The sequence below is a fragment of the Burkholderia pyrrocinia genome, assembly GCF_001028665.1.
Taxonomy (GTDB): domain Bacteria; phylum Pseudomonadota; class Gammaproteobacteria; order Burkholderiales; family Burkholderiaceae; genus Burkholderia; species Burkholderia pyrrocinia.
The window spans coordinates 3,300,176-3,321,368 of the sequence record NZ_CP011503.1 but is presented as its reverse complement, the minus strand read 5'-3'; the positions used below and the strand labels follow the sequence as shown (position 1 = coordinate 3,321,368).

Annotated in this window: 20 protein-coding genes; 13 read left to right on the top strand and 7 right to left on the bottom strand. The window is 66.1% G+C overall.

Translation table 11 applies throughout. From position 1 onward, the window contains the following. Nucleotides 1-81 precede the first annotated feature (81 nt). The 4 genes from ABD05_RS15120 to ABD05_RS15105 all read left to right on the top strand — a co-directional run bounded on the left by ABD05_RS15120 (nucleotide 82) and on the right by ABD05_RS15105 (nucleotide 4,077). The gene (locus tag ABD05_RS15120) at nucleotides 82-1,263 is read left to right on the top strand and encodes an acetyl-CoA C-acetyltransferase (RefSeq protein ID WP_047900823.1); all 1,182 of its coding nucleotides are present in this window, start codon (nucleotides 82-84) and stop codon (nucleotides 1,261-1,263) included. Nucleotides 1,264-1,385: 122 nt separating this feature from the next. Continuing rightward, entirely contained in the window at nucleotides 1,386-2,126 is a 741-nt protein-coding gene (locus ABD05_RS15115) for a 3-ketoacyl-ACP reductase (protein WP_047900822.1), read from the top strand. 119 nt (nucleotides 2,127-2,245) lie between these two features. Next, nucleotides 2,246-2,812 carry a polyhydroxyalkanoate synthesis repressor PhaR gene (gene phaR / locus ABD05_RS15110; protein ID WP_011352239.1) on the top strand — a complete coding sequence of 189 codons (567 nt, stop codon included), beginning with the start codon at nucleotides 2,246-2,248 and terminating at the stop codon, nucleotides 2,810-2,812. A gap of 443 nt (nucleotides 2,813-3,255) precedes the next feature. Next, a complete protein-coding gene (locus ABD05_RS15105) occupies nucleotides 3,256-4,077 on the top strand; it encodes a lysozyme inhibitor LprI family protein (protein ID WP_238594081.1) in 822 nt (273 codons plus the stop codon). A gap of 129 nt (nucleotides 4,078-4,206) precedes the next feature. On the opposite strand, the gene ABD05_RS15100 is transcribed toward ABD05_RS15105, so the two are convergent. From ABD05_RS15100 to ABD05_RS38930, 3 genes are all read right to left on the bottom strand, one after another. Then, nucleotides 4,207-4,458, bottom strand: coding sequence for a hypothetical protein (locus tag ABD05_RS15100; protein WP_047900820.1), 252 nt, complete (start codon nucleotides 4,456-4,458; stop codon nucleotides 4,207-4,209). A 556-nt stretch (nucleotides 4,459-5,014) separates the two neighbouring features. Further along, nucleotides 5,015-5,965, bottom strand: a complete 951-nt coding sequence (locus ABD05_RS15095; RefSeq protein ID WP_047900819.1) for a sialidase/neuraminidase family protein — start codon at nucleotides 5,963-5,965, stop codon at nucleotides 5,015-5,017. A 362-nt stretch (nucleotides 5,966-6,327) separates the two neighbouring features. Next, a complete protein-coding gene (locus tag ABD05_RS38930) occupies nucleotides 6,328-6,474 on the bottom strand; it encodes a hypothetical protein (RefSeq protein ID WP_238594080.1) in 147 nt (48 codons plus the stop codon). A 591-nt stretch (nucleotides 6,475-7,065) separates the two neighbouring features. Between ABD05_RS38930 and rimO the strand changes: the two genes are divergently transcribed. The 5 genes from rimO to ABD05_RS15065 all read left to right on the top strand — a co-directional run bounded on the left by rimO (nucleotide 7,066) and on the right by ABD05_RS15065 (nucleotide 12,473). Then, nucleotides 7,066-8,427 carry a 30S ribosomal protein S12 methylthiotransferase RimO gene (gene rimO / locus ABD05_RS15085; protein ID WP_047900818.1) on the top strand — a complete coding sequence of 454 codons (1,362 nt, stop codon included), beginning with the start codon at nucleotides 7,066-7,068 and terminating at the stop codon, nucleotides 8,425-8,427. Nucleotides 8,428-8,430: 3 nt separating this feature from the next. Beyond that, nucleotides 8,431-9,357: a sugar kinase gene (locus tag ABD05_RS15080; RefSeq protein WP_047900817.1), complete on the top strand. Its 927-nt coding sequence runs from the start codon at nucleotides 8,431-8,433 to the stop codon at nucleotides 9,355-9,357. A 69-nt stretch (nucleotides 9,358-9,426) separates the two neighbouring features. Then, on the top strand, nucleotides 9,427-10,617 hold the full coding sequence (bktB, locus tag ABD05_RS15075; protein WP_047900816.1) for a beta-ketothiolase BktB: 1,191 nt from the start codon (nucleotides 9,427-9,429) through the stop codon (nucleotides 10,615-10,617). An 18-nt stretch (nucleotides 10,618-10,635) separates the two neighbouring features. Then, entirely contained in the window at nucleotides 10,636-11,178 is a 543-nt protein-coding gene (locus ABD05_RS15070; RefSeq protein ID WP_047900815.1) for a hypothetical protein, read from the top strand. A gap of 113 nt (nucleotides 11,179-11,291) precedes the next feature. Continuing rightward, nucleotides 11,292-12,473 (top strand): cystathionine beta-lyase, encoded by a 1,182-nt coding sequence (locus ABD05_RS15065; protein ID WP_047900814.1) that lies wholly within the window; start codon nucleotides 11,292-11,294, stop codon nucleotides 12,471-12,473. A gap of 87 nt (nucleotides 12,474-12,560) precedes the next feature. On the opposite strand, the gene serB is transcribed toward ABD05_RS15065, so the two are convergent. Then, on the bottom strand, nucleotides 12,561-13,406 hold the full coding sequence (serB, locus tag ABD05_RS15060) for a phosphoserine phosphatase SerB (RefSeq protein ID WP_047900813.1): 846 nt from the start codon (nucleotides 13,404-13,406) through the stop codon (nucleotides 12,561-12,563). 201 nt (nucleotides 13,407-13,607) lie between these two features. Continuing rightward, on the bottom strand, nucleotides 13,608-14,549 hold the full coding sequence (locus ABD05_RS15055) for a LysR family transcriptional regulator (protein WP_047900812.1): 942 nt from the start codon (nucleotides 14,547-14,549) through the stop codon (nucleotides 13,608-13,610). A gap of 124 nt (nucleotides 14,550-14,673) precedes the next feature. Between ABD05_RS15055 and ABD05_RS15050 the strand changes: the two genes are divergently transcribed. The 3 genes from ABD05_RS15050 to ABD05_RS15040 all read left to right on the top strand — a co-directional run bounded on the left by ABD05_RS15050 (nucleotide 14,674) and on the right by ABD05_RS15040 (nucleotide 17,114). After that, nucleotides 14,674-15,690 carry a zinc-binding alcohol dehydrogenase family protein gene (locus tag ABD05_RS15050; protein WP_047900811.1) on the top strand — a complete coding sequence of 339 codons (1,017 nt, stop codon included), beginning with the start codon at nucleotides 14,674-14,676 and terminating at the stop codon, nucleotides 15,688-15,690. A gap of 159 nt (nucleotides 15,691-15,849) precedes the next feature. Then, nucleotides 15,850-16,401, top strand: coding sequence for a DUF6013 family protein (locus tag ABD05_RS15045; RefSeq protein ID WP_047901240.1), 552 nt, complete (start codon nucleotides 15,850-15,852; stop codon nucleotides 16,399-16,401). Nucleotides 16,402-16,640: 239 nt separating this feature from the next. Continuing rightward, entirely contained in the window at nucleotides 16,641-17,114 is a 474-nt protein-coding gene (locus ABD05_RS15040; RefSeq protein ID WP_047900810.1) for a PliI family lysozyme inhibitor of I-type lysozyme, read from the top strand. A gap of 39 nt (nucleotides 17,115-17,153) precedes the next feature. On the opposite strand, the gene ABD05_RS15035 is transcribed toward ABD05_RS15040, so the two are convergent. Together ABD05_RS15035 and ABD05_RS15030 are read right to left on the bottom strand one after the other, a co-directional pair. Next, nucleotides 17,154-17,957, bottom strand: a complete 804-nt coding sequence (locus tag ABD05_RS15035) for an ABC transporter permease (RefSeq protein WP_047900809.1) — start codon at nucleotides 17,955-17,957, stop codon at nucleotides 17,154-17,156. Then, nucleotides 17,954-18,655 (bottom strand): ABC transporter ATP-binding protein, encoded by a 702-nt coding sequence (locus ABD05_RS15030; RefSeq protein ID WP_047900808.1) that lies wholly within the window; start codon nucleotides 18,653-18,655, stop codon nucleotides 17,954-17,956. The genes ABD05_RS15035 and ABD05_RS15030 overlap by 4 nt, the downstream gene beginning before the upstream one ends. A 152-nt stretch (nucleotides 18,656-18,807) precedes the next feature. On the opposite strand from ABD05_RS15030, the gene ABD05_RS15025 reads away from it, so the two are divergent. After that, complete coding sequence (locus ABD05_RS15025) at nucleotides 18,808-21,090, top strand: AsmA family protein (RefSeq protein ID WP_047900807.1); 2,283 nt, start codon at nucleotides 18,808-18,810, stop codon at nucleotides 21,088-21,090. The last annotated feature ends 103 nt before the right edge of the window (nucleotides 21,091-21,193 follow it).

Sequence of the window (21,193 nt, the reverse complement as noted above, 5' to 3'; positions counted from 1 at the left end):
GCACGCTGTCCGATGCACCGCAGTTTTTTTAACAGGGCCGGTAACGATGCGCCGTGTCGTGCGGGCCTGGAGGAAAGGGAAATGACGGACGTAGTGATCGTATCGGCCGCGCGGACCGCGGTCGGCAAATTCGGCGGCTCGCTTGCGAAGATTGCGGCGCCGGAGCTGGGCGCGACGGTGATCCGCGCGGTGCTGGAGCGCGCCGGCGTGAAGCCGGAGCAGGTGAGCGAAGTGATCATGGGCCAGGTGCTGACGGCCGGCTCGGGGCAGAACCCGGCGCGGCAGTCGCTGATCAAGGCCGGGCTGCCGGCGGCAGTGCCGGGGATGACGATCAACAAGGTGTGCGGCTCGGGCCTGAAGGCCGTGATGCTGGCGGCGAATGCGATCGTCGCGGGCGACGCGGAGATCGTGATCGCGGGCGGCCAGGAGAACATGAGCGCGTCGCCGCACGTGCTGCCGGGCTCGCGCGACGGGTTCCGGATGGGCGACGCGAAGCTGGTCGACACGATGATCGTCGACGGCCTGTGGGACGTGTACAACCAGTACCACATGGGCATCACGGCGGAGAACGTCGCGAAGGAATACGGGATCACGCGCGAAGAGCAGGACGCGTTTGCGGCGCTGTCGCAGAACAAGGCGGAAGCCGCGCAGAAGGCCGGGCGCTTCGACGACGAGATCGTGCCGGTGTCGATTCCGCAACGCAAGGGCGAGCCGCTGCAGTTCGCGACCGATGAATTCGTGCGTCACGGCGTGACGGCGGAATCGCTGGCGGGGCTGAAGCCGGCGTTCTCGAAGGACGGTTCGGTGACGGCGGCGAACGCGTCGGGCCTGAACGACGGCGCGGCGGCGGTGCTGGTGATGTCGGCGCAGAAGGCGGCGGCGCTCGGCCTGACGCCGCTCGCGCGGATCAAGGCGTACGCGAACGCGGGCGTGGATCCGAGCGTGATGGGGATGGGCCCGGTGCCGGCATCGCGCCGGTGCCTGGAGCGCGCGGGCTGGACGCCGGGCGACCTGGACCTGATGGAAATCAACGAAGCGTTCGCGGCGCAGGCGCTGGCGGTGCACAAGCAGATGGGCTGGGACACGTCGAAGGTGAACGTGAACGGCGGCGCGATCGCGATCGGTCACCCGATCGGTGCGTCGGGTTGCCGGATCCTGGTGACGCTGCTGCACGAGATGGCCAAGCGCGATGCGAAGCGCGGGCTGGCGTCGCTGTGTATCGGCGGCGGGATGGGCGTCGCGCTCGCGGTCGAGCGTCCGTAACCGGTCGTCCGTTACCGGCGAACCGAATCCGGGCGCCGGCCGATTGCGGTTTCGGCCGGCGCCACGTGAAGTCAGAGCGGGCCTCCGGCAGCTCTCGAAACCAAAAAAATGGAGTGAGATCTATGTCTCAGCGAATTGCGTACGTAACGGGCGGGATGGGCGGCATCGGCACCAGCATCTGCCAGCGTCTGTTGAAAGATGGCTTCAAGGTCGTCGCGGGCTGTGGCCCGAACTCGCCGCGCCGTGTGAAATGGCTCGAGGATCAGAGGGCGCTCGGGTACGATTTCATCGCGTCGGAAGGCAACGTCGGCGACTGGGACTCGACCAAGGACGCGTTCGACAAGGTCAAGGCCGAAGTCGGCGAGATCGACGTGCTGGTCAACAACGCGGGCATTACGCGTGACGTCGTGTTCCGCAAGATGTCGCACGAAGACTGGACCGCCGTGATCGACACCAACCTGACGAGCCTGTTCAACGTGACGAAGCAGGTGATCGACGGGATGGTCGAGCGTGGCTGGGGCCGGATCATCAACATTTCGTCGGTGAACGGTCAGAAGGGGCAATTCGGCCAGACCAACTATTCGACCGCGAAGGCCGGCATTCACGGCTTCACGATGTCGCTCGCGCAGGAAGTCGCGACGAAGGGCGTGACGGTCAACACCGTGTCGCCGGGCTACATCGGCACCGACATGGTGAAGGCGATCCGCCCCGACGTGCTCGAGAAGATCGTCGCGACGATCCCGGTGCGGCGTCTCGGCGGGCCGGAGGAAATCGGCTCGATCGTCGCGTGGCTTGCGTCGAACGATTCAGGCTTCGCGACGGGCGCCGACTTCTCGCTGAACGGCGGCCTGCACATGGGCTGAACGCCCGGGCTGCGCGGGCCGGGTGGCCGCGCAGCCGGGTGTGTTCCGAAGGCCCCCGCCTCCCGGATTCGGGCGGCGGGGATTCGTCACTTGCGCTACGCTGCACTGAAAGGCGTTACATGACTACTACAAAGAAGACGGCCGAACGGCTCATCAAGAAGTACCCGAACCGCCGGCTCTACGATACCGAGACAAGCACGTACATTACGCTCACCGACGTGAAGCAACTCGTGCTGGAGCAGGAGGATTTCAAGGTCGTCGACGCGAAATCCAGCGAAGACCTGACGCGCAGCATCCTCCTGCAGATCATCCTCGAAGAGGAAAGCGGTGGCGTGCCGATGTTCTCGTCGTCGATGTTGTCGCAGATCATCCGTTTCTACGGTCACGCGATGCAGGGCATGATGGGCACGTACCTGGAAAAGAACATCCAGGCGTTCATCGACATCCAGAACAAGCTCGCGGATCAGTCGAAGAATCTGTACGAAGGCAACGCGATGAATCCGGAAGTCTGGTCGCAGTTCATGAACATGCAGGCGCCGATGATGCAAGGGATGATGACGAGCTACATCGAGCAGTCGAAGAACATGTTCGTGCAGATGCAGGAGCAGATGCAGAACCAGGCGAAGTCGATGTTCAGCACGTTCCCGTTCAAGCAGCCGGGCGCGTCGGAGCCGGAGAAGAAGTAGCGATTCGCGGCCGGCCGGCCGCGGCGGCGCGAGCCGTCGGGCGTCGGTGCCGCGAAGCAAGGTGGCGCGGGGCGGCCGATCGCGTGCCCGGGCACGACGATGCGCGGCTGCCGCCTGCCGGAAGATATCGCCGACGATCGTTCATGATCGTCGGCACGACATGCTTGCGCCGCGTATGGGGCGGGCATGACCGTTGTCCAGTCGATCGAGATCCAGTCAGCAAGCGAATAGAATGCCGGGACACGCTGCGCCCGACCGTGCGCGCTTGTGCCGATGCGGGTGTCTGCCTGCCGCATCCGATACGGCCGAGACGCGATGTGTCGATGCGGCTTTTGGCGAATCGCTGTATCGGGTCCCGGGCACGACAAGATGTTCGATGCCGCGTCGACGCGGTGCGGCTGAGAAAAACAAACCCACTGAGAGAAAGCATGCGAGGGATTCGAATGGCATCGGCCGGCAGGCTGGCCGGTCTTGCTGCGATGTTCATGTTTGGCGTTGGCCTGGCCGTTCCGGGCTTTGCGATGGATTGCGTGAAAGCCGCTCAGCCGATCGAGAAGCGCATCTGTGCGAACGGTGCGTTGCGTGCGGCCGATGCGCGAATGAATTCGGCCTATGCAGGCGCGCTGAAGGCCGCGCCGGACGCCGCTATCCACGACATGCTGGTGCGCAGCCAGCGCCGCTGGATCGATGCGCGCAACAACCGGCTCAACGCCGATTACGATGGCCATCCGCTGGCCGTCGACGAAGTGCGCAAGGCAATCGACCGGCGCACCGCCGAGCTGGCCGATCAGTCCGGTAAAGGACTGAACGCGCGAGCGCTGGCCGAGCGCCAGTGGCTCGCGAAATACACGGGCGGCCCGTTGACCGGTTTCGATGGAAACTGCGATTTCATTCCGGACGATGCGCGTGGCGCGCACGTTTCATATGCGTGTTTCGGCGCGGTTCATGTGCAGCATCGTGCACGGGTTTGCAGCCAGAGCGAGGACTGGGCGACCGGCGCGGTTTATCAGTACCGCTCGGTGAGCGCGGCCGATGGTGGGAAAGTGCGCCCGGTGGCGTTCTGCGAGGCGCAGGCGCATGGGCATGCGTGCGATAACGGGGGCGCGCAATCGGGGTGGATGCGCGCGGGGGTGTCCGGTGACGATAAGCGTGCGTCCGCGCCGGCAACCGGTTTACCGCAACTCGATGCGGAAATGTGGCCGATCGGCGATGGCGACGATGCGGTGTGGTTCGAGCGGTGTCTGACCGCGGCGATGTTTCCGTGAGGGCAGGACTGGATCGAGCCCGCTCCGGCGGGCTTTTTTACGGCCTCGTCGCTCGAGCGATTTCACGCAACGCGGGCCGGACGTGTGCGAATGCCGGCGGCAACGTCGACGGTACCGGCCCGGATTGCTTCACAGCGCCGGGAATCCTTGCTCGTCGTCGTGCGGAGGAAGGTCGAGCACGAGCTTGACGGCGCTGTAGTTGGCCTTGAGCGAAAACACGCGGCCGATCACGAGAAACGTCTGCCGCGAATTCTCGAGTTCGACGAAGTCGCCGGGCTGCGGCACGTGCGCGCCTTGATCGTAGGAAAAGCTGGTGCTGGTTTGTTCGCCGATGGTTTCGGCAGCGTGCTCGGTGAATTCGATCGTGATGTGGGTGGTCATGCGAACCCCGTTGGGTAATTGAAGAGAGCGGACGCTGCGATTTTCGCATAGTCACGGGGCGATTCCGGGGTGATTCCGGCGCGGTGGCGTTCGCCGATCGTGCCCGTCATCTCATTGCGTCGCCCTGAAAGGGACGGATCTGGTTCGGCTATCGACTCGGGGCGGCCGCGCGAGGCGCACATTGACGTCGTGGTCCGTATCGTCGCAACCGCCGGCTTGGGCTCGCTGACCGATGAATCGCTGTAACCCCACGCTGTTGACGGCCCGCCTTCACACGCCAGATGTCCCAATCCCCCAAAGTTGGGTTCGTATCCCTCGGGGTGGTCGAAGTTATTAAATATAACCTTGACCAGTATGGCAGTTTGAATTGTGCAAAGACTTGCGCGCGGCCGCGTTGACGGGCAGATGGCTGGCAGCTCCCGCGCTGGTCGCGTCGGCCGATAGCCAAGCTGCAGCTATCGGCCGTATGCGTGCCTGACCTCTTATGCGGACTCGCTAGCGGGCCGGCGGGGATAAGAGAAGACCTCGCAAATAATCGCGTTGGCGATGAGTGGCATCATTGTTCTTCCATTGATGCATAGGGGATCGGTTGCTCCAGTTGCCAGTTAACGCCATCGGACGTCGACGTGTAAAAAATGCTCGAGTCGGAGGCGCTTTGGTGCACCAAATAAAGAGTGTTGTTAAACACAGTCAATGAAACCGGTTCGGTGGTCTGGGCAACACCCAGGAGAAGTTCCCGCGGGAATTGCCAGTTAACACCATCCGAGGTCCATGTGTAATAGATGTTGTTGTTGGAGTCGGGGGCACCTTTATACGCCAGGTAAAGATTCCCGTTGAATGCCGCCATTGCAACAGGCACGTTGGTCGAGACAATTTCGGGTCGTACGATATTCTCCGTTGCCCAGTTAATGCCATCGGATGACGACGTGTAGAAAATTTTGGAGTCGGTGGCCCCTTTATGCGCCAAGTACAACTTCGTGCCAAATGCGGCCAATGCAACCGCCTGGGTGGTCCTGGCGACGCCCGAGAGGACTTGGTTCGGCGATGGCGCCCAGCTCGAGCCGTCGAATGTCGTGGTGTAAATGTTGGTGCCGGAGGCCTGTTTGAACGCCAGGTACAGCTTCGTCTTGAAATACGTCAGTGCGACCGGATTGTCGCTTCTGCAATTCTGAACGCCCCTGTCATTCCCCCATTGTGTGCCATTGGTTGAGTTGTAATAAACTTGGGTGTCGGTCCCGGAACTTTTGTGAGCCATATACAGATTATTGTTGAGTGCTGCTAATGCAATGGCTTGATTGGTCGTGTCGATGTTGTTGACCGGGGCAGGGCGCGTCCAGGTCGTACCATCATATGTTTGGTACTGCATTTTTGTACTACCTTGAGCTTTGTGTACCAAGTACAACTTCCCATTGAACGTGGCAATTGCAGGCCAATTCGTTGTCTGGGCGACGGCAGTGGAAATGTCTTGGTTGTTTTCTTCGTCAACAAGCCGGTTTTCGTCATTCATGATATGACCCTCAGGATTATTAATGGAGCTGGACCGGCCGATTTATTTGGGCCGGCACGTGAAATTTGAAAAATCACGTGCAATAAACGTAGTCTTGTTCATGCGGCAGAGCCATTACACTCGATTACGCGCCCACGCGATCTGGACGTAGCGCGATCAATGGAATTGCCGACGCTCGATCACTCGAAGCGCTAAGTGGCAGGCGTAACGAAAACGGCGCCGAAGCGCCGTTGTTCTCATGCAGGGGCCCGCTTTGATCATCCGCGAAGATATTTGCTGCCGATCAGGAAACATCGACAGAACCTGATCGCGTCATCTCGAACTGCGCGTGTGACGTTCGGGCCTGAGTCGATGATGCGCCTTTACATATCGATCACTGTGAGCGTCGCCGGCTCGCCGTCCGGCGTCGCGAGCCGCAACCCGTGAAAGCTGACCGTGCTGATCGTGCTGGTGATCGGCGCGACGAACGGCACGTTGTCCGTGCGGGCAATCTCGGTCGGCTTCGTCATTGCCGTGGTTCTCGCTTACATTCGAATACGATGATCCGGACCCACGGGTTCATTTCCCGGCAGTGGCCGCACGCAGTGTTGATGCTGTCCCACGGAGCGCGGAAACGCTCACATAGGGGCATCAAGTACCGGTCGCCGGTACAGCCGACGCGGCCTTCGTGCAGCCAGCAAACGACCGATCGGTAGCGCTTTCAGCTGCTCGCGGTTGTACGCGCGGCCGTCGCTGGCCGTCACGACAGGGAGGCTGGCGTTCATGATCTGCGCGAACCGCGCCTGAGCCTGTAGCCACTTGGCGAGGCTTGGGCGATTCAGACCCTCGACTTCAGGACCAAGTCGGTCGGCACCTCGTTGTCCTCGACGGCGCGCAGCAATACGCCAAGCGCGCCTTGCCTGACGTACCGCTGTCGATAGGCCGACAGACCCTCGTCCCGGAGAGAACGGGAGGTATCAACCCCCATCCCCCGATCCACCGCTGATCTGGCGGCCTGTCCGATCCCGTACTCCGTGGCCGTTTTCCCCCGCTTGTTTTGGCTCGCCGCCCCTAAATCGCTGTAAACTCACGCTTTTGCTGCCACGCCCCCACACATCCAGATGTCCCAATCCCCTAAAGTAGGGTTCGTTTCGCTTGGTTGCCCGAAAGCGTTAGTCGACTCCGAACAAATCATCACCCAGTTGCGCGCCGAAGGTTATGAAATCTCCGGCACCTACGACGGCGCCGACCTCGTCGTCGTGAACACCTGCGGCTTCATCGACGAAGCCGTGCAGGAAAGCCTCGACGCGATCGGCGAAGCGCTGACCGAGAACGGCAAGGTGATCGTCACCGGCTGCCTCGGCGCGAAGTCGAGCGCCAGCGGCTCGAACCTGATCGAGGAAGTCCATCCGAAGGTGCTCGCCGTCACTGGCCCGCACGCGGTGGGCGAAGTGATGCAGGCCGTGCATTCGCACCTGCCGAAGCCGCACGACCCGTTCGTCGACCTCGTGCCCGCGGCCGGCATCAAGCTCACGCCGCGCCACTACGCGTACCTGAAGATCTCCGAAGGCTGCAACCATCGCTGCACGTTCTGCATCATCCCGTCGATGCGCGGCGATCTCGTGTCGCGTCCGGTCGCCGAAGTGATGCTGGAAGCCGAGAACCTGTTCAAGTCGGGCGTGAAGGAACTGCTCGTGATCTCGCAGGACACGAGCGCGTACGGCGTCGACGTGAAGTACCGCACGGGCTTCTGGAACGGCAAGCCGATCAAGACGCGCATGACCGACCTGGTCGCCGCGCTCGGCGAACTCGCCGCGCAGTACGGCGCGTGGGTCCGCCTGCACTACGTGTATCCGTATCCGAGCGTCGACGAAGTGATTCCGCTGATGGCCGAAGGTCCGTTCAAGGGCCACGTGCTGCCGTATCTCGACGTGCCGTTCCAGCACGCGCACCCCGACGTGCTGAAGCGCATGAAGCGTCCCGCGAACGCCGAGAAGGTGCTCGAGCGCGTGCAGAAGTGGCGCGAGATCTGCCCGGACCTGACGATCCGCAGCACGTTCATCGCGGGCTTCCCCGGCGAGACGGAAGAGCAGTTCGAAACGCTGCTCGACTTCATCCGCGAGGCGGAACTCGATCGCGTCGGCTGTTTCGCGTATTCGCCGGTCGAAGGTGCGACCGCGAACGAACTGGACGGCGCGCTGCCCGACGATGTCCGGGAAGAGCGCCGCGCGCGCTTCATGGAAGTCGCCGAGGAAGTGTCGGCGAACCGCATCCAGCGCAAGGTCGGCAAGACCCTCAAGGTGCTGATCGACGAAGTCAGCGAAGAAGGCGGCATCGGCCGCACGGCAGCCGATGCGCCGGAGATCGATGGCGTCGTCTATGTCGAGCCGGCGACGAAGGCATCGAAGCGCTACAAGGTCGGTGATTTCGTGTCCGTGAAGATCACGGGCGCAGACGGTCACGATCTGTGGGGCGAGGTGTAAGCAATGACCGCCGCATTTCCGGAGATCCTCGCGCTCGGCGAGGCGATGATCGAATTCAACCAGTCGCAGCCGGGCCGTCCCGAATTCCTGCAGGGCTTCGGCGGCGACACGTCGAACTTCTGCATCGCGGCGGCACGCCAGGGTGCGTCGACGGGCTTCGTGTCGGCGATCGGCGACGACCCGTTCGGCCGCCTGCTGGCCGACATGTGGCGCGCCGAGCGCGTCGATACGACGTACGTGCGGCTCGACCGCGCGGCGCCGACCGGCGTGTATTTCGTCACGCACGGCGCCGACGGCCACCAGTTCGACTATCTGCGCGCGGGCTCCGCGGCGAGCCGCTATGCGGCGGGCGACCTGCCGCTCGACGCGCTGGCGGCCGCGAAGGCCGTGCACCTGTCGGGCATCAGCCTCGCGATCAGCACGGCCGCATGCGACGCCGCGTTCGCGGCGATCGACCATGCGCGCCGTAACGGTGCGAAGGTCAGCTTCGACACGAACCTGCGCCTGAAGCTGTGGCCGCTGCCGCGCGCTCGTGCGGTGATGCGCGAGGCGCTGCGCCAGACGGACATCTGCCTGCCGAGCTGGGACGACGTCACGGCGCTCACGGGCGCGAACGATCGCGACGCGATCGTCGACGCAATGCTCGAACACGGGCCGCAGGTCGTCGCACTGAAGCTCGGCAAGGACGGCGCGTATGTGGCGACGCCGAACGAGCGGCGCGTCGTGCCGGGCTTCGCGGTCGAGGCCGTCGACGCGACGGGCGCGGGCGACTGCTTCGGCGGCGCCTTCGTCGCGCGGATCGTCGCGGGCGACGATCCGTTCGCGGCGGCGCGTTATGCGAACGCGGCGGCGGCGCTGTCGACGACGGGCTATGGCGCGGTCGCGCCGATTCCGCACCGCGATGCGGTGGAGCGCCTGATGCAAGGCTGACGCGGCACACGCACGCCGGCCACGGCCCCGCACGATCGATTCATTCGAAGAGCAGGATGAGGAGGCAACATGCAACGTGAAGTGGTGGTGGTGAGCGGCGTGCGTACCGCGGTCGGTGATTTCGGCGGCAGCCTGAAGGACATCGCGCCGACCGAACTCGGCGCACAAGTCGTGCGCGAAGTGCTGCAGCGTGCGCAGGTGTCGGGCGACGAGGTCGGCCATGTGGTGTTCGGCAACGTCGTGCACACGGAGCCGAAGGACATGTATCTCGCACGCGTCGCCGCGATCAACGGCGGCGTCGCGCAGCATGCGCCGGCGCTCACGGTCAACCGGCTGTGCGGTTCGGGATTGCAGGCGATCGTGTCGGCCGCGCAGGGCGTGCTGCTCGGCGATGCGGACATCGCGATCGCGGGCGGCGCGGAGAACATGAGCCGCGCGCCGTATTCGATTCCGGCTGCACGCTTCGGGCAGCGCATGGGCGACATGCGCGCGGTCGACATGATGGTCGGCGCGCTGAACGATCCGTTCCAGACGATCCACATGGGCGTGACGGCCGAGAACGTCGCCGCGAAGTACGGTATTTCGCGCGACGCGCAGGACGCGCTCGCGCTCGAATCGCACCGTCGCGCGTCGCACGCGGCGAAGGCCGGCTACTTCAAGGACCAGATCCTGCCGGTCGAGTTGATCGGCTCGAAGAAGGGCACTCCGGTCGTGTTCGATCACGACGAACACGTGCGCCACGACGCGAGCCTGGACGACTTCTCCAAGCTGCGGCCCGTGTTCGTGAAGGAGAACGGCACGGTGACGGCCGGCAACGCGTCGGGCATCAACGACGCGGCGGCCGCGGTGCTGCTGATGGAGCGCGGCGTCGCCGAGAAGCGCGGCGCAAAGCCGCTCGCGCGCCTCGTCGCGTATGCGCATGCGGGCGTCGATCCGGCCTACATGGGAATCGGTCCGGTGCCGGCTACGCAAAAGGCACTCGAGCGCGCGGGGCTGACGGTCGCGGATCTCGACGTGATCGAGGCGAACGAGGCATTTGCCGCGCAGGCATGCGCGGTGACGAAAGAGCTGGGTCTCGACCCGGCAAAGGTCAATCCGAATGGGTCCGGCATTTCGCTCGGCCACCCGATCGGCGCGACGGGCGCGCTGATCACCGTCAAGGCGCTGTACGAGTTGCAGCGCATCGGCGGCCGATACGCGCTCGTGACGATGTGCATCGGCGGCGGGCAGGGCATCGCCGCGATTTTCGAGCGAATCTGAAGCAAGGAGCAACGCAAGGTGGGTCGATATTCGGAATGGCAACGGGCGCTCGTCGTCGCATGCGCGCTGGCGGCGGGTATCGCGCTGCCGGGTGCGGTCGCGGCGCAGGCCGTCGCGCCGGGCGCGCAACAGGATGAAGCGGCACCCGCGCGGCCGCTGCGGCCGAATCCCGAATTCGCCCGCCTGCCGCGCTACGAAGGCACGCTCGGCGACCGGCCGATCGTCGTGCATCTCGGCCCGAAGAAGGACGAGGAAGGCGTGCACGGCGAATACCAGTTCGCCGATACGGGCGAGGTCGTCCTGCTCGCGGGCGATCGCGACGGCGATACGCTTGAAATCGAGGAATCGAACGACGGCACGAACATCACCGGCGTGTGGGTCGGCCGCTTCGACGCGACGGGCGACCTGAAGGCCGACCGGATGAACTCGGACGAATCGGACCCGCAGCCCGTCGTGCTGCGCCTGGCGCCGGGCAAGCGCGCGGCGCTGCAGGTGCGCGACGGCCGCGTGCAGGAAATCGAGACGGTGGGCGGTGTCGTCAATCTGCGAACCGACGACTGAGCCCGCGCTGGCTCGGCGTGCGCGGCGCGCATTGTACCGGGCCAAATGCGCCGATTTTGGCTAATCTAGCGACATATTCCGCAACCGAACGGCCTTGTGCCCGGCTTCCTGTCATGACTGCATCCACTCCCAAGCGCGCGCTGCAAACCCGCATCGTTCAACCCGACGACGTCATTCCGGAAGGCTTCCGTTCGTTCGTGCCGCCGGTCGCGCGTGCGTCGACGGTCGTGTTCCCCGATCTCGCGACGATGCGCGCGCTCGTCTGGCACAACGACAACCAGTGGCGCTACGGGCTGCATGCGACGCCGACGTCGCTCGCGCTCGCGCAGCGGCTCGCCGAGATCGAGGGCGGCACGCACGCGCTGCTGCAGCCGTCGGGCCTCGCGGCGATCATGAACGTCTACTTCGGCATCGTGAAAGCCGGCGACGACGTGCTGATTCCGCACAACGTGTACGGGCCGAACGCGGATTTCGGCAACTGGCTCGCGAAGGATTTCGGGATCACCGCGCGCTTCTACGATCCGCTCGTCGGCACCGGCATCGCCGATCTGATCCAGCCGAACACGCGGCTGATCTGGATCGAGGCGCCCGGCTCGGTGACGATGGAAGTGCCCGACGTGCAGGCGATCACGGCGGCCGCGAAGGCGCGCGGCATCGTCACCGCGATCGACAATACCTTTTCGGCCGGGCTCGCGTTCAAGCCGTTCGAGCACGGCGTCGACATCTCGGTGCAGGCGCTGACCAAGTACCAGTCGGGCGGCAGCGACGTGCTGATGGGCGCGACGATCACCGCAAACGCGGAGCTGCACGCGAAGCTGAAGCTCGCGCGGATGCGCTGCGGGATCGGCGTGTCGGTCGACGATTGCTCGCTCGTGCTGCGCAGCCTGCCGAGCATGCAGGTGCGCTTCGATGCGCACAGCAAGAGCGCGCTCGCGCTCGCGCAATGGCTGAAGGCACGGCCGGAGATCGCGGCGGTGCTGCACCCGCAGATTGCCGACTGCCCGGGGCACGCGTCGTTCGTGCGCGACTTCACGGGCGCGGGCGGGCTGTTCTCGGTGGTGTTCGACGAACGCTACAGCGCCGAGCAGATCGACCGTTTCGTCGAGGCGCTCGAACTGTTCGCGATCGGCTGGAGCTGGGGCGGCGCGTGCAGCCTCGCAATGCCTTACGACGTCGCGTCGATGCGTCCGGACTGGCCGCATTGCGGCACGCTGGTGCGCTTCTATGTCGGTCTCGAGGACGAAACCGACCTGCGCGCGGATATCGAGCGCGCGATGCAGGCCACGCTCGGCTGATCGCAGGCCGATAAGGTCCCGCGGAAAAACGAAACGCCGGCGCGATGCAACATCGCGCCGGCGTTTTTCATTCGAGGTCGCGCGGGATCAGAACAGCCGCAGCAACCCGTCGAGGCCGACGTGGTCGAACGCGACCGTCGCCGCGTCGCGCACGACGGGCTTCGCGTGGAACGCGACCGACAGCCCGGCTTCGCCCATCATCTTCAGGTCGTTCGACCCGTCGCCCATCGCGATCGCGCGGCTCGGCTCGAGGCCGAGCGACGCGCACGTGTCACGCAGCATGCGCGCCTTCACGTCCGCATTGACGATCTCGCCGAGCACCTTGCCGGTCAGCTTGCCGTCGACGATCTCGAGCGTGTTCGCATGCGCGTAGTCGAGGCCGAGGCGTGCCTTCAGCCGCTCGGTGAAGAACGTGAAGCCGCCCGACACGAGCAGCGTTTTCATGCCGGCCGCCTTCACGCCGGCAAGCATCGTCTCGGCGCCCGGCGACAGTTGCAGCCGTTCCTCGTACACGCGCTCGAGCGCCTGCGCATCGAGCCCGGCCAGCAGCGCGACGCGGCGCGTGAGGCTTTCGTTGAAGTCGCGGATCTCGCCGCGCATCGACGCTTCGGTGATCTCGGCGACCTGCGTCTTGAGCCCGCAGAAATCGGCGATCTCGTCGATGCATTCGATCGTGATCAGCGTCGAATCCATGTCCATCACGACGAGCCCGAAATCGCCGAGCGTGCGGCCGGCCTCGACGAATGCGAAGTCGAGTGCGTGCGTGCCGCAGTACGCGTCGATGTCGAGGCGCTGCGCCGGGTTCGCATTTTCGACGCGCAGCGCGTGATCGTCGGTCTGCACGATGCGGGTGCCGCGCGACAGCGCGAGCAGCGGTTTGTGATGGGCGTCCGACAGCGGCGCAAGACTCTGGATGACGAGATTGTGGGTCATGGCGGGATGATTGGGATGCGAATGAAATGCGTGCGCGGCCAACGGGCGGCCGCCTGCGGACGCGGCCCCGTTCGGCTGCGGGCCGTTGCGTCGCGAACGCGCCATTGTAGCCGGTCGGCCGGGCCGGGCGGTCGCGGCAGGTACGAATCCTGAGGCCCGACTCGAACCGGCACGCCCGCGGCGCGAGCCGAACGCCGGCACCTATCGCTCGTCCGCGCGGTCCCAGTACGGCGAGTCGCCGAAATGCTCGGCCAGGAACGCGATGAACGCGAGCGTCTTCAGCGGCACGTGCGCGCGGCTCGGATAGACGGCCCAGATCGCGACGTCGTCGGCGAACGGATAGTCGTCGAGCACCGTGACGAGCGCACCGCTCGCGAGCAGCGGGCCGACGTCCCAGGTCGACTTGATCGCGATCCCGAAGCCGTCGACGAGCGCTTCGCGGATCGCCTCGCCGTTGCTCGCGACGAGCCGGCCGCCGACCCGCACGGTCAGCGGGCCTTGCGGCGTCGCGAACGACCAGTAGCGCTGGTCGCCGAGGATCACGCACTCGTGCTGCGCGAGGTCGGCCGGATGGCGCGGCGTGCCGTGTTCGGCGAGATACGCGGGCGAGCAGCACAGTACGCGGCGGTTCACCGCGAGCTTGCGCGCGACGAGCGTCGAATCCTTCAGCGCGCCGAGGCGGATCGCGACGTCGTAGCCGTCGTCGACGAGATCGACGATCTCGTCGGACAGCCGCAAGTCGAGCGACACCGACGGGTAGCGACGCAGGAACGCGGGAATCACCGGCGCGACATGCTGACGGCCGAACGACGACGACATCGACACCTTCAGCCGCCCGTACGGCTCGCTGCGGCCGCGGCCGACCGACGCGCGCGCGGCATCGGCGGCTGACAGCAGCGCGTCGGCGCGCGCCATGAAGATCTCGCCGTCCTGCGTGAGGCTGATGCGGCGCGTGGTGCGGTGCAGCAGCCGCGCGCCGAGCTGGCGCTCGAGCTGCGCGATGCGCGCGCTCGCGACCGCGGCCGACACGCCGAATTCGCGCCCGGCCGCGGTGACGTTCGCGAGCAGCGCCGCGCGCACGAACAGCGCGACGTCGAGCAGGTCGAGCGGCTTGTCGGGGGCCGGAATCGGATCGGACGACATTATTCTGAAATTCCTGAAAATGTTTCAGGAAATATAGCGGTTTTCTCGAAGGATCGGGTTGCCTACGATGACGTTCATGGGGCTGCGCCGCGGCCCGTCCGGTTTCCCTGAAAGGAGTTTCGTGATGAAAGCCGTTGGACTGACCCGTTATCTGCCGATCGACGACCCGCAGGCCTTGCTCGACGTGGAACTGCCGCAGCCCGTGCCGGGGCCGCGCGACTTGCTCGTGAAGGTCGAGGCCGTTTCCGTGAACCCGGTGGACACCAAGGTGCGTGCGCCGAAGCCGCAGGTCGAGGAGACGCCGCGCGTGCTTGGCTGGGATGCCGCCGGCACGGTCGTCGCGGTCGGCGCCGACGTCACGCTGTTCCGGCCCGGCGACGAAGTGTTCTACGCGGGCAGCATCACGCGGCCCGGCGCGAACAGCGAATTCCATGCGGTCGACGAACGGATCGCCGCGCTGAAGCCGCGCACGCTCGACTTCGCCGCGGCCGCCGCGCTGCCGCTCACTGCGCTGACCGCGTGGGAAGCGCTGTTCGACCGGCTGCGCGTGTCGCCGCAGGGCGCGGATGCAGGCAAGTCGGTGCTGATCGTCGGCGGCGCGGGCGGCGTGGGCTCGATCGCGATCCAGCTCGCGAAGACGCTCGGCAAGCTGCACGTGATCGCGACCGCGTCGCGGCCGGCGTCGGCCGAATGGGTGCGCTCGCTCGGCGCGGATGCGGTGGTCGACCATTTCGGCGATCTGCCTTCGCAGTTGCGCGAGGCCGGGCATCCGAACGTCGACTACGTGCTGATCTTCAACGACACGGACCGCCATTTCCCAGCCGCCGCGGAAGTCATCCGGCCGCAGGGCGGCATTTGCACGATCGTCGAGAACGAGAAGCCGGTGCCGGTCGAACTGCTGAAGGCGAAGAGCGCCGCGTTTCACTGGGAATTCATGTTCACGCGCGCGATGTTCGAGACGCCGGACATGATCGAGCAGCACAAGATTCTCGGCGAGGTCGCGCGGCTCGTCGACAGCGGCACGCTGCGCACGACGCTCGGTGAACAGCTCGGCGCGATCAATGCCGCGAACGTGCGCCGCGCGCACCAGTTGCTCGAAGCCGGGCGCACGATCGGCAAGCTCGTGCTGAGCGGTTTCTGAGCCGGCAGCGCGCGTAAGGTTGCAGCGCCGCGAACGCAAGCGGGGTAACACCCGATGCGTTTGCGGCGCATTGCATGCCGCTTGGCGGTAGACTGGCAACGCATCATGCATCGAAAACCGCGCGGCACGCGCGTGCCGCCGCATTACAAGGAGGTCAGCATGAGCCAACGCAGCTTGTCGGTCGCCGCATCGTGGTCGGCCGTGTTCGCGGCGGCGTGCGTCAGCGCGAGCGTATTCGCGGCGCCGCCGGTCAAGGGCAGCCTGAAGGGCGGCGGTACGGGACAGCTCGAATACACCGTCAAGGTCGACTCGAAGACCTTCGGCAATACGCAGGAGACCCGCAAGATCCGCTCGGGCGAGACGGACGACTTCAACTGGAAGTCGGTGCCGCCGAGCGGCGCGGTCGCGATGCCGGGCGGTTGCCCGAATGCGGATAATCTGCCGCGCGACGAGAACGGCGCGATGGTGCGCCAGACCCAGGTCCGGCTCGCGCCGTCGGTCGACGCGAAGGGGATCGCGAACGTGCAGTTGAGCTTCCAGGCGGCCGCGCCGAAGGGCACGCGCAACGTGACGGCCGGCGGCAAGTCGCTGCAGTGCCCGGACGTCGTGTCGGTGAGCCAGGTGAAGTGGGTGTCGATTCCGACCAACGGCGGATCGAAGGCCGTGACGATGAGCGACGGCACGAAGGTGACGGTGTCGATCAAGCGTTGAGCGGTGCGCTCGGGCCGGCGTTTCGTCCGGTGTGCGCGCCGGATTCTGCTGGCGGGGCGGGCAGGGCGGCACGTGACCGTTGCGTGTCGCCGTCACGATGCTTCTCCGCAACTTGCTTAGCAGTACGTTGCTGCGGCAACCGCTCGCGATGCGAGCGCGTCGCGTGGCGACCTGCGTGACGTCATACGGATATTACGTTATGCTTGCGATCGTCATCCTCCTTCCGTAGCGATATCCCGATGAAATTCCGCATGCCCATGCTGCTGTTGGCCGCTGCGTTCGTCTCTGCGCACGCGCAGGCGGCCGACGATTGCAGTTTCGTGAAGAAGGTCGAGCTGCCGGCGCGGCAGCAGGTGGCGGTCGTGTCGAGCGGCGCACTCGAACCGTGCTCGACCGGCAGCTACGCGGTGCGCGTGTATTCGACCGCGCATGCTGCCCCCGGCTTCGATACCGATGACTACGTGACCGGTGCGCTGCATGCGCGCGACGGCACGGTTACCGATGCGTACACGGCCGACCTCGGCACGCGGGCCCCGCAGGCGCTCGTCGTGACGACGCGCTCGGCCGGCAGCGGTGGCTATGTCGGCGCGCACGCCTATGTGACGACACCGCGTGCGGTGCGGCTCGTCGCGTCGGTCGACGGGCTCGCGCCCGACGCGGACATCGCGGCCGCGTTGCGGAAGGCGGTCGGCAAGCGCCGCGGCGCGCGCTGACCGCCACCGCGCGAATGCATCGCGCGGCGCCGCCGCGCGTCAGTGCGCGCGCTCTTCGAGCCGCGCTGCGAGAAAGCGGTGATCGGCCGAGAACAGCCGGCGATAGGTCATCAGCACCGCGCCGACGGTGCCGAGCGCGGACGCCGCGGCAATCAGGAACATGATCACGATCTGGTAGCGCACGGCCTGCAGCGGCGACTGGCCGGCCAGCACCTGGCCCGTCATCATCCCCGGCAGGCTCACGACGCCGACGACGGCCATCTGGTTCAGCGTCGGCAGCATGCCTGCGCGCACGGCCTGGCGCGCGGCGTCCTGCGCGGCTTCCCAGCGTGTCCCGCCCAGCGCGAGTACGGTCTCGACGCGGTCGCGGCGTGCCGTGAGCTCCTCCATCATCCGCTCGACGCCGAGCGACACGCCCGTCAGCGTATTGCCGAGAATCATCCCGAGGATCGGGATCGCGTATTGCGGCGCATACCACGGATGGATGCGGATCACGACGAACAGGCCGACCGCCGCGACGAACCAGCTGCTGAACCAGATCGACGCAATGCTGTCGATGCGCTGGCCGCGGTACGTGCGCTTGCCGCGTCCCGCGCCGGCGAAGCCGGCGATCAGCGTCATCAGCGCGGTGAGCGGCAGCACGACGGTCCAGTGCGGATGGCCGAACACCCAGCCGAGCACATAGCCGATCGCGAGCAACTGGACGACGGTGCGCACCGCCGCGAGCGCGAGCTTGCGGCCGAGGCCGAGCGACAGTGCCGCCGAGATCCCGCCGTTGACAGCGACGAGCGCGGCGGCGATGCCGACGTCGACGAGGCTCAGGTCCTGCAGTGCCGGGCTCATTGCGCAGCCTCCGCCGGGTTGGCAACGTGCAGCACGCCGGCCTGCATCACGAGCCGCATCGTGCCGATTCGTGCGGCCTGGGCCGGGTCGTGCGAGATCCACATGTACGCGCGTGCGTCGGGCGCCGCGTCGAACCACGCGCCGACGAGCGCTTCGATCGCGCGCGCCGATTCGGGATCGAGCGCGGACGTCGGTTCGTCGAGCAGCAGCACATCGGGATCGAGTTGCAGCACGCGCAGCAGCGCGGCGATCTGGGCTTCGCCGCCCGACAGGTCGCTTGCGCGCTTGTCGAGAAAGTCGGGGCCGCGGCCGGCACGTGCGGCGAGCGCTTCGGCGCGCGCGCGATCGAACGCGACGTCGCGATAGATCGCGAGCGAATACGGATAGCGCAATTGCGATTCGACGGTGCCGTCCATCTGAGCGGGACGCTGGCGCACATACGCGACGCTGCGCCGGTAGCGCGGGATCGCGCTGCGCCGGATCCGGCTGCCGCGCCACAGGATGTGGCCGCCGTCGATCGGATCGAGCAGTGCGAGCGCGCGCAGCAGCACGCTTTTGCCCGATCCGGATGGTCCCGTGATGGCAATTCGCGATCCCGCTGCGAGGCTGAAATCGGTCGGGGCGAGCAGGGTCTTGCCGCTGCTGGCGTCGCGCCGCGTGATGCGCTGTGCATCGATGAGGCCGGTGGGGGCTGTCATGTCACAAATGAAAAAAAGCGTTAATGGCGCCGAAACGTCACTACGGCGTGCGTCATAATACCGATTGAAAAGCCGCGGGTGTCGTGCGCCGTTCGTCCACGCAAGCGGCCCGGCATGATGCGGCAACACTTCAGAACAACAACGGAACCGCCATGACGCTAACCCGAGCCATCGGCAAATCGGCTGCATGGATCGTCGGTATCGTCGCGGTGCTCATCGCGGCGGCCGGCGTCTTTCTTTTCACGTTCGACTGGAACCGCGCGAAGCCGTGGGTCAACGAACAGGTGAGTGCGGCACTCGGCCGCCCGTTCGCGATCAACGGCGACCTCAAGGTCGGCTGGCGTCGCCCCGACGGCGAGACCGGCTGGCGCGCCTGGGTGCCCTGGCCGAGCTTTTCGGCCACGCAGCTCGAGATCGGCAATCCCGACTGGGCGAAGGTACCCAGGTTCGTCACGCTCGATGCCGCGCATTTCGATCTCGCGATCCTGCCGCTGCTCGCGCACGAAATCGTCATTCCGTCGATCGACGTCGTGAATCCCGCCGTCGACCTCGAGCGGCTCGCCGACGGCCGCAACACGTGGACCTTCCAGTTCAAGCAATCGTCGCAGCCGTCGCCGTGGAAGGTGCGGCTCGACAGCTTCGGCTTCGCGAAGGGCACCGTCACGTATCGCGACGCGATCACGAAGGCCGACCTGACCGTCGCGATCGATACGCTCGGGCAGCCGATTCCGCTCGGCGACGTGCTGAAGGAACAGGAACAGACGTCGCGTGAGGCGTCCGCGCAGCGTGTCGGCAAGCGCGGCGCCGCGCAGTTGAGCGCGAAGGCCAACGCGGAAGCCGCGTCGAGCGCGTCGGGTGCGCAGGCTGCGAGTGCGGTGTCGGCGTCGGGTGCTTCGGGTGCGTCGGTCGTTGCTTCGGCTTCGTCCGCGTCTTCCGCTTCTTCCTCCGCTTCCGCCGCGTCCGGCGCAAGCGGCGCCGCGGCGCCCGCGAAGCCGTCCGGCCCGACCTATGCGTTCGGGCTGAAGGTCGACGGCCGCTACAAGAACGTGCCGATCAGCGGCACCGGCAAGCTCGGCGGCGTGCTCGCGATCCAGGACGCGTCGCGGCCGTTCCCGCTGCAGGCCGACGTGAAGGCCGGCGACACGCGGCTTGCGATCGTCGGCACGCTGACCGATCCGATGCATCTCGCGGCGATCGACCTGCGGCTGTGGCTGCAGGGCACGTCGATGTCGCACCTTTACCAGCTCACCGGCATCACGCTGCCCGACACGCCGCCTTACGCGACCGAAGGGCGGCTGATCGGCAACTTCAAGCGGCACGCGAGCACGTTCCGCTACGAGAACTTCAACGGCCGCGTCGGCGGCAGCGATCTCGGCGGTACGCTGGTGTACGAGCAGCGCGAGCCGCGGCCGAAGCTGTCGGGCGAACTCGTGTCGAACTTGCTGCAGTTCTCCGATCTCGCGCCGGTGATCGGCGCGGATACGGCCGCAAGCAAGGCCAAGCGCGGCGACACGACGCGCCAGCCGCCGGGCCGCGTGCTGCCGGTCGAGACGTTCCGTACCGATCGCTGGCGCGAGATCGACGCGGACGTCAAGTTCACGGGCCGCAAGCTGATCAAGAGTTCGAACCTGCCGATCACGAACCTTTACACGCACATCGTGATGCAGGACGGCGTGCTGTCGCTCGAACCGCTGCAGTTCGGTGTTGCGGGCGGCACGCTCGCGACGACCGCGCACCTCGACGGCAGCGGCGCGCCGCTGAAGGGCCGCTTCACGGTGGCCGCGCGGCACCTGAAGCTCAAGCAGCTGTTCCCGACGCAGAAGGTCATGCAGTCGGCGCTCGGCGAGATCAACGGCGACGCGTCTTTGTCGGCGACCGGCAACTCGCCGGCCGCGCTGGCCGCGACGTCGACCGGCGAAGTGAAGGCGCTCGTCACCGACGGCCGCATCAGCCGCCTGCTGATGGAAGCGGCGGGGCTGAACGTCGCGAACGTCGTCTACGAGAAGCTGTTCGGCAACAACGACGTGAAGATCAACTGCGCGGCGATCGACTTCGTCGCGACCAACGGCATTCTCGACCCGAAGGTATTCGCGCTCGATACCGACGACGCGCTGATCAACGTCGACGGCCCGATCAGCCTGCGCGACGAGACGCTCGACCTGAAGATCCATCCGCATACGAAGGGTTTCCGGATCTTCTCGCTGCGCTCGCCGCTGTATGCGAAGGGCACGTTCAAGAACCCGAACGTCGGTGTCGATGCGGGCGCGCTCGCGCTGCGTGCCGGCGCGATGGTCGGGCTCGGGCTGATCAACCCGTTCGCGGCGCTGATTCCGCTGATCGCGCCGAGCAATAACAAGGACGTGCCGTGCTCCGAGTTGTTCGGGCAGATGAAGGAGAAGGCCGCGCAGAAGGCGGCCGCGAAGGCCGGCAAGTGATGCGTGCGCTCGTCGCAAGGCGAGTGCTACGCAGCCGCGCCGCACGCCGCGCGTGCGCGCAACGGCCAGCCGTCCGGTCGCACCGATCCGGCGAACCGTTGCG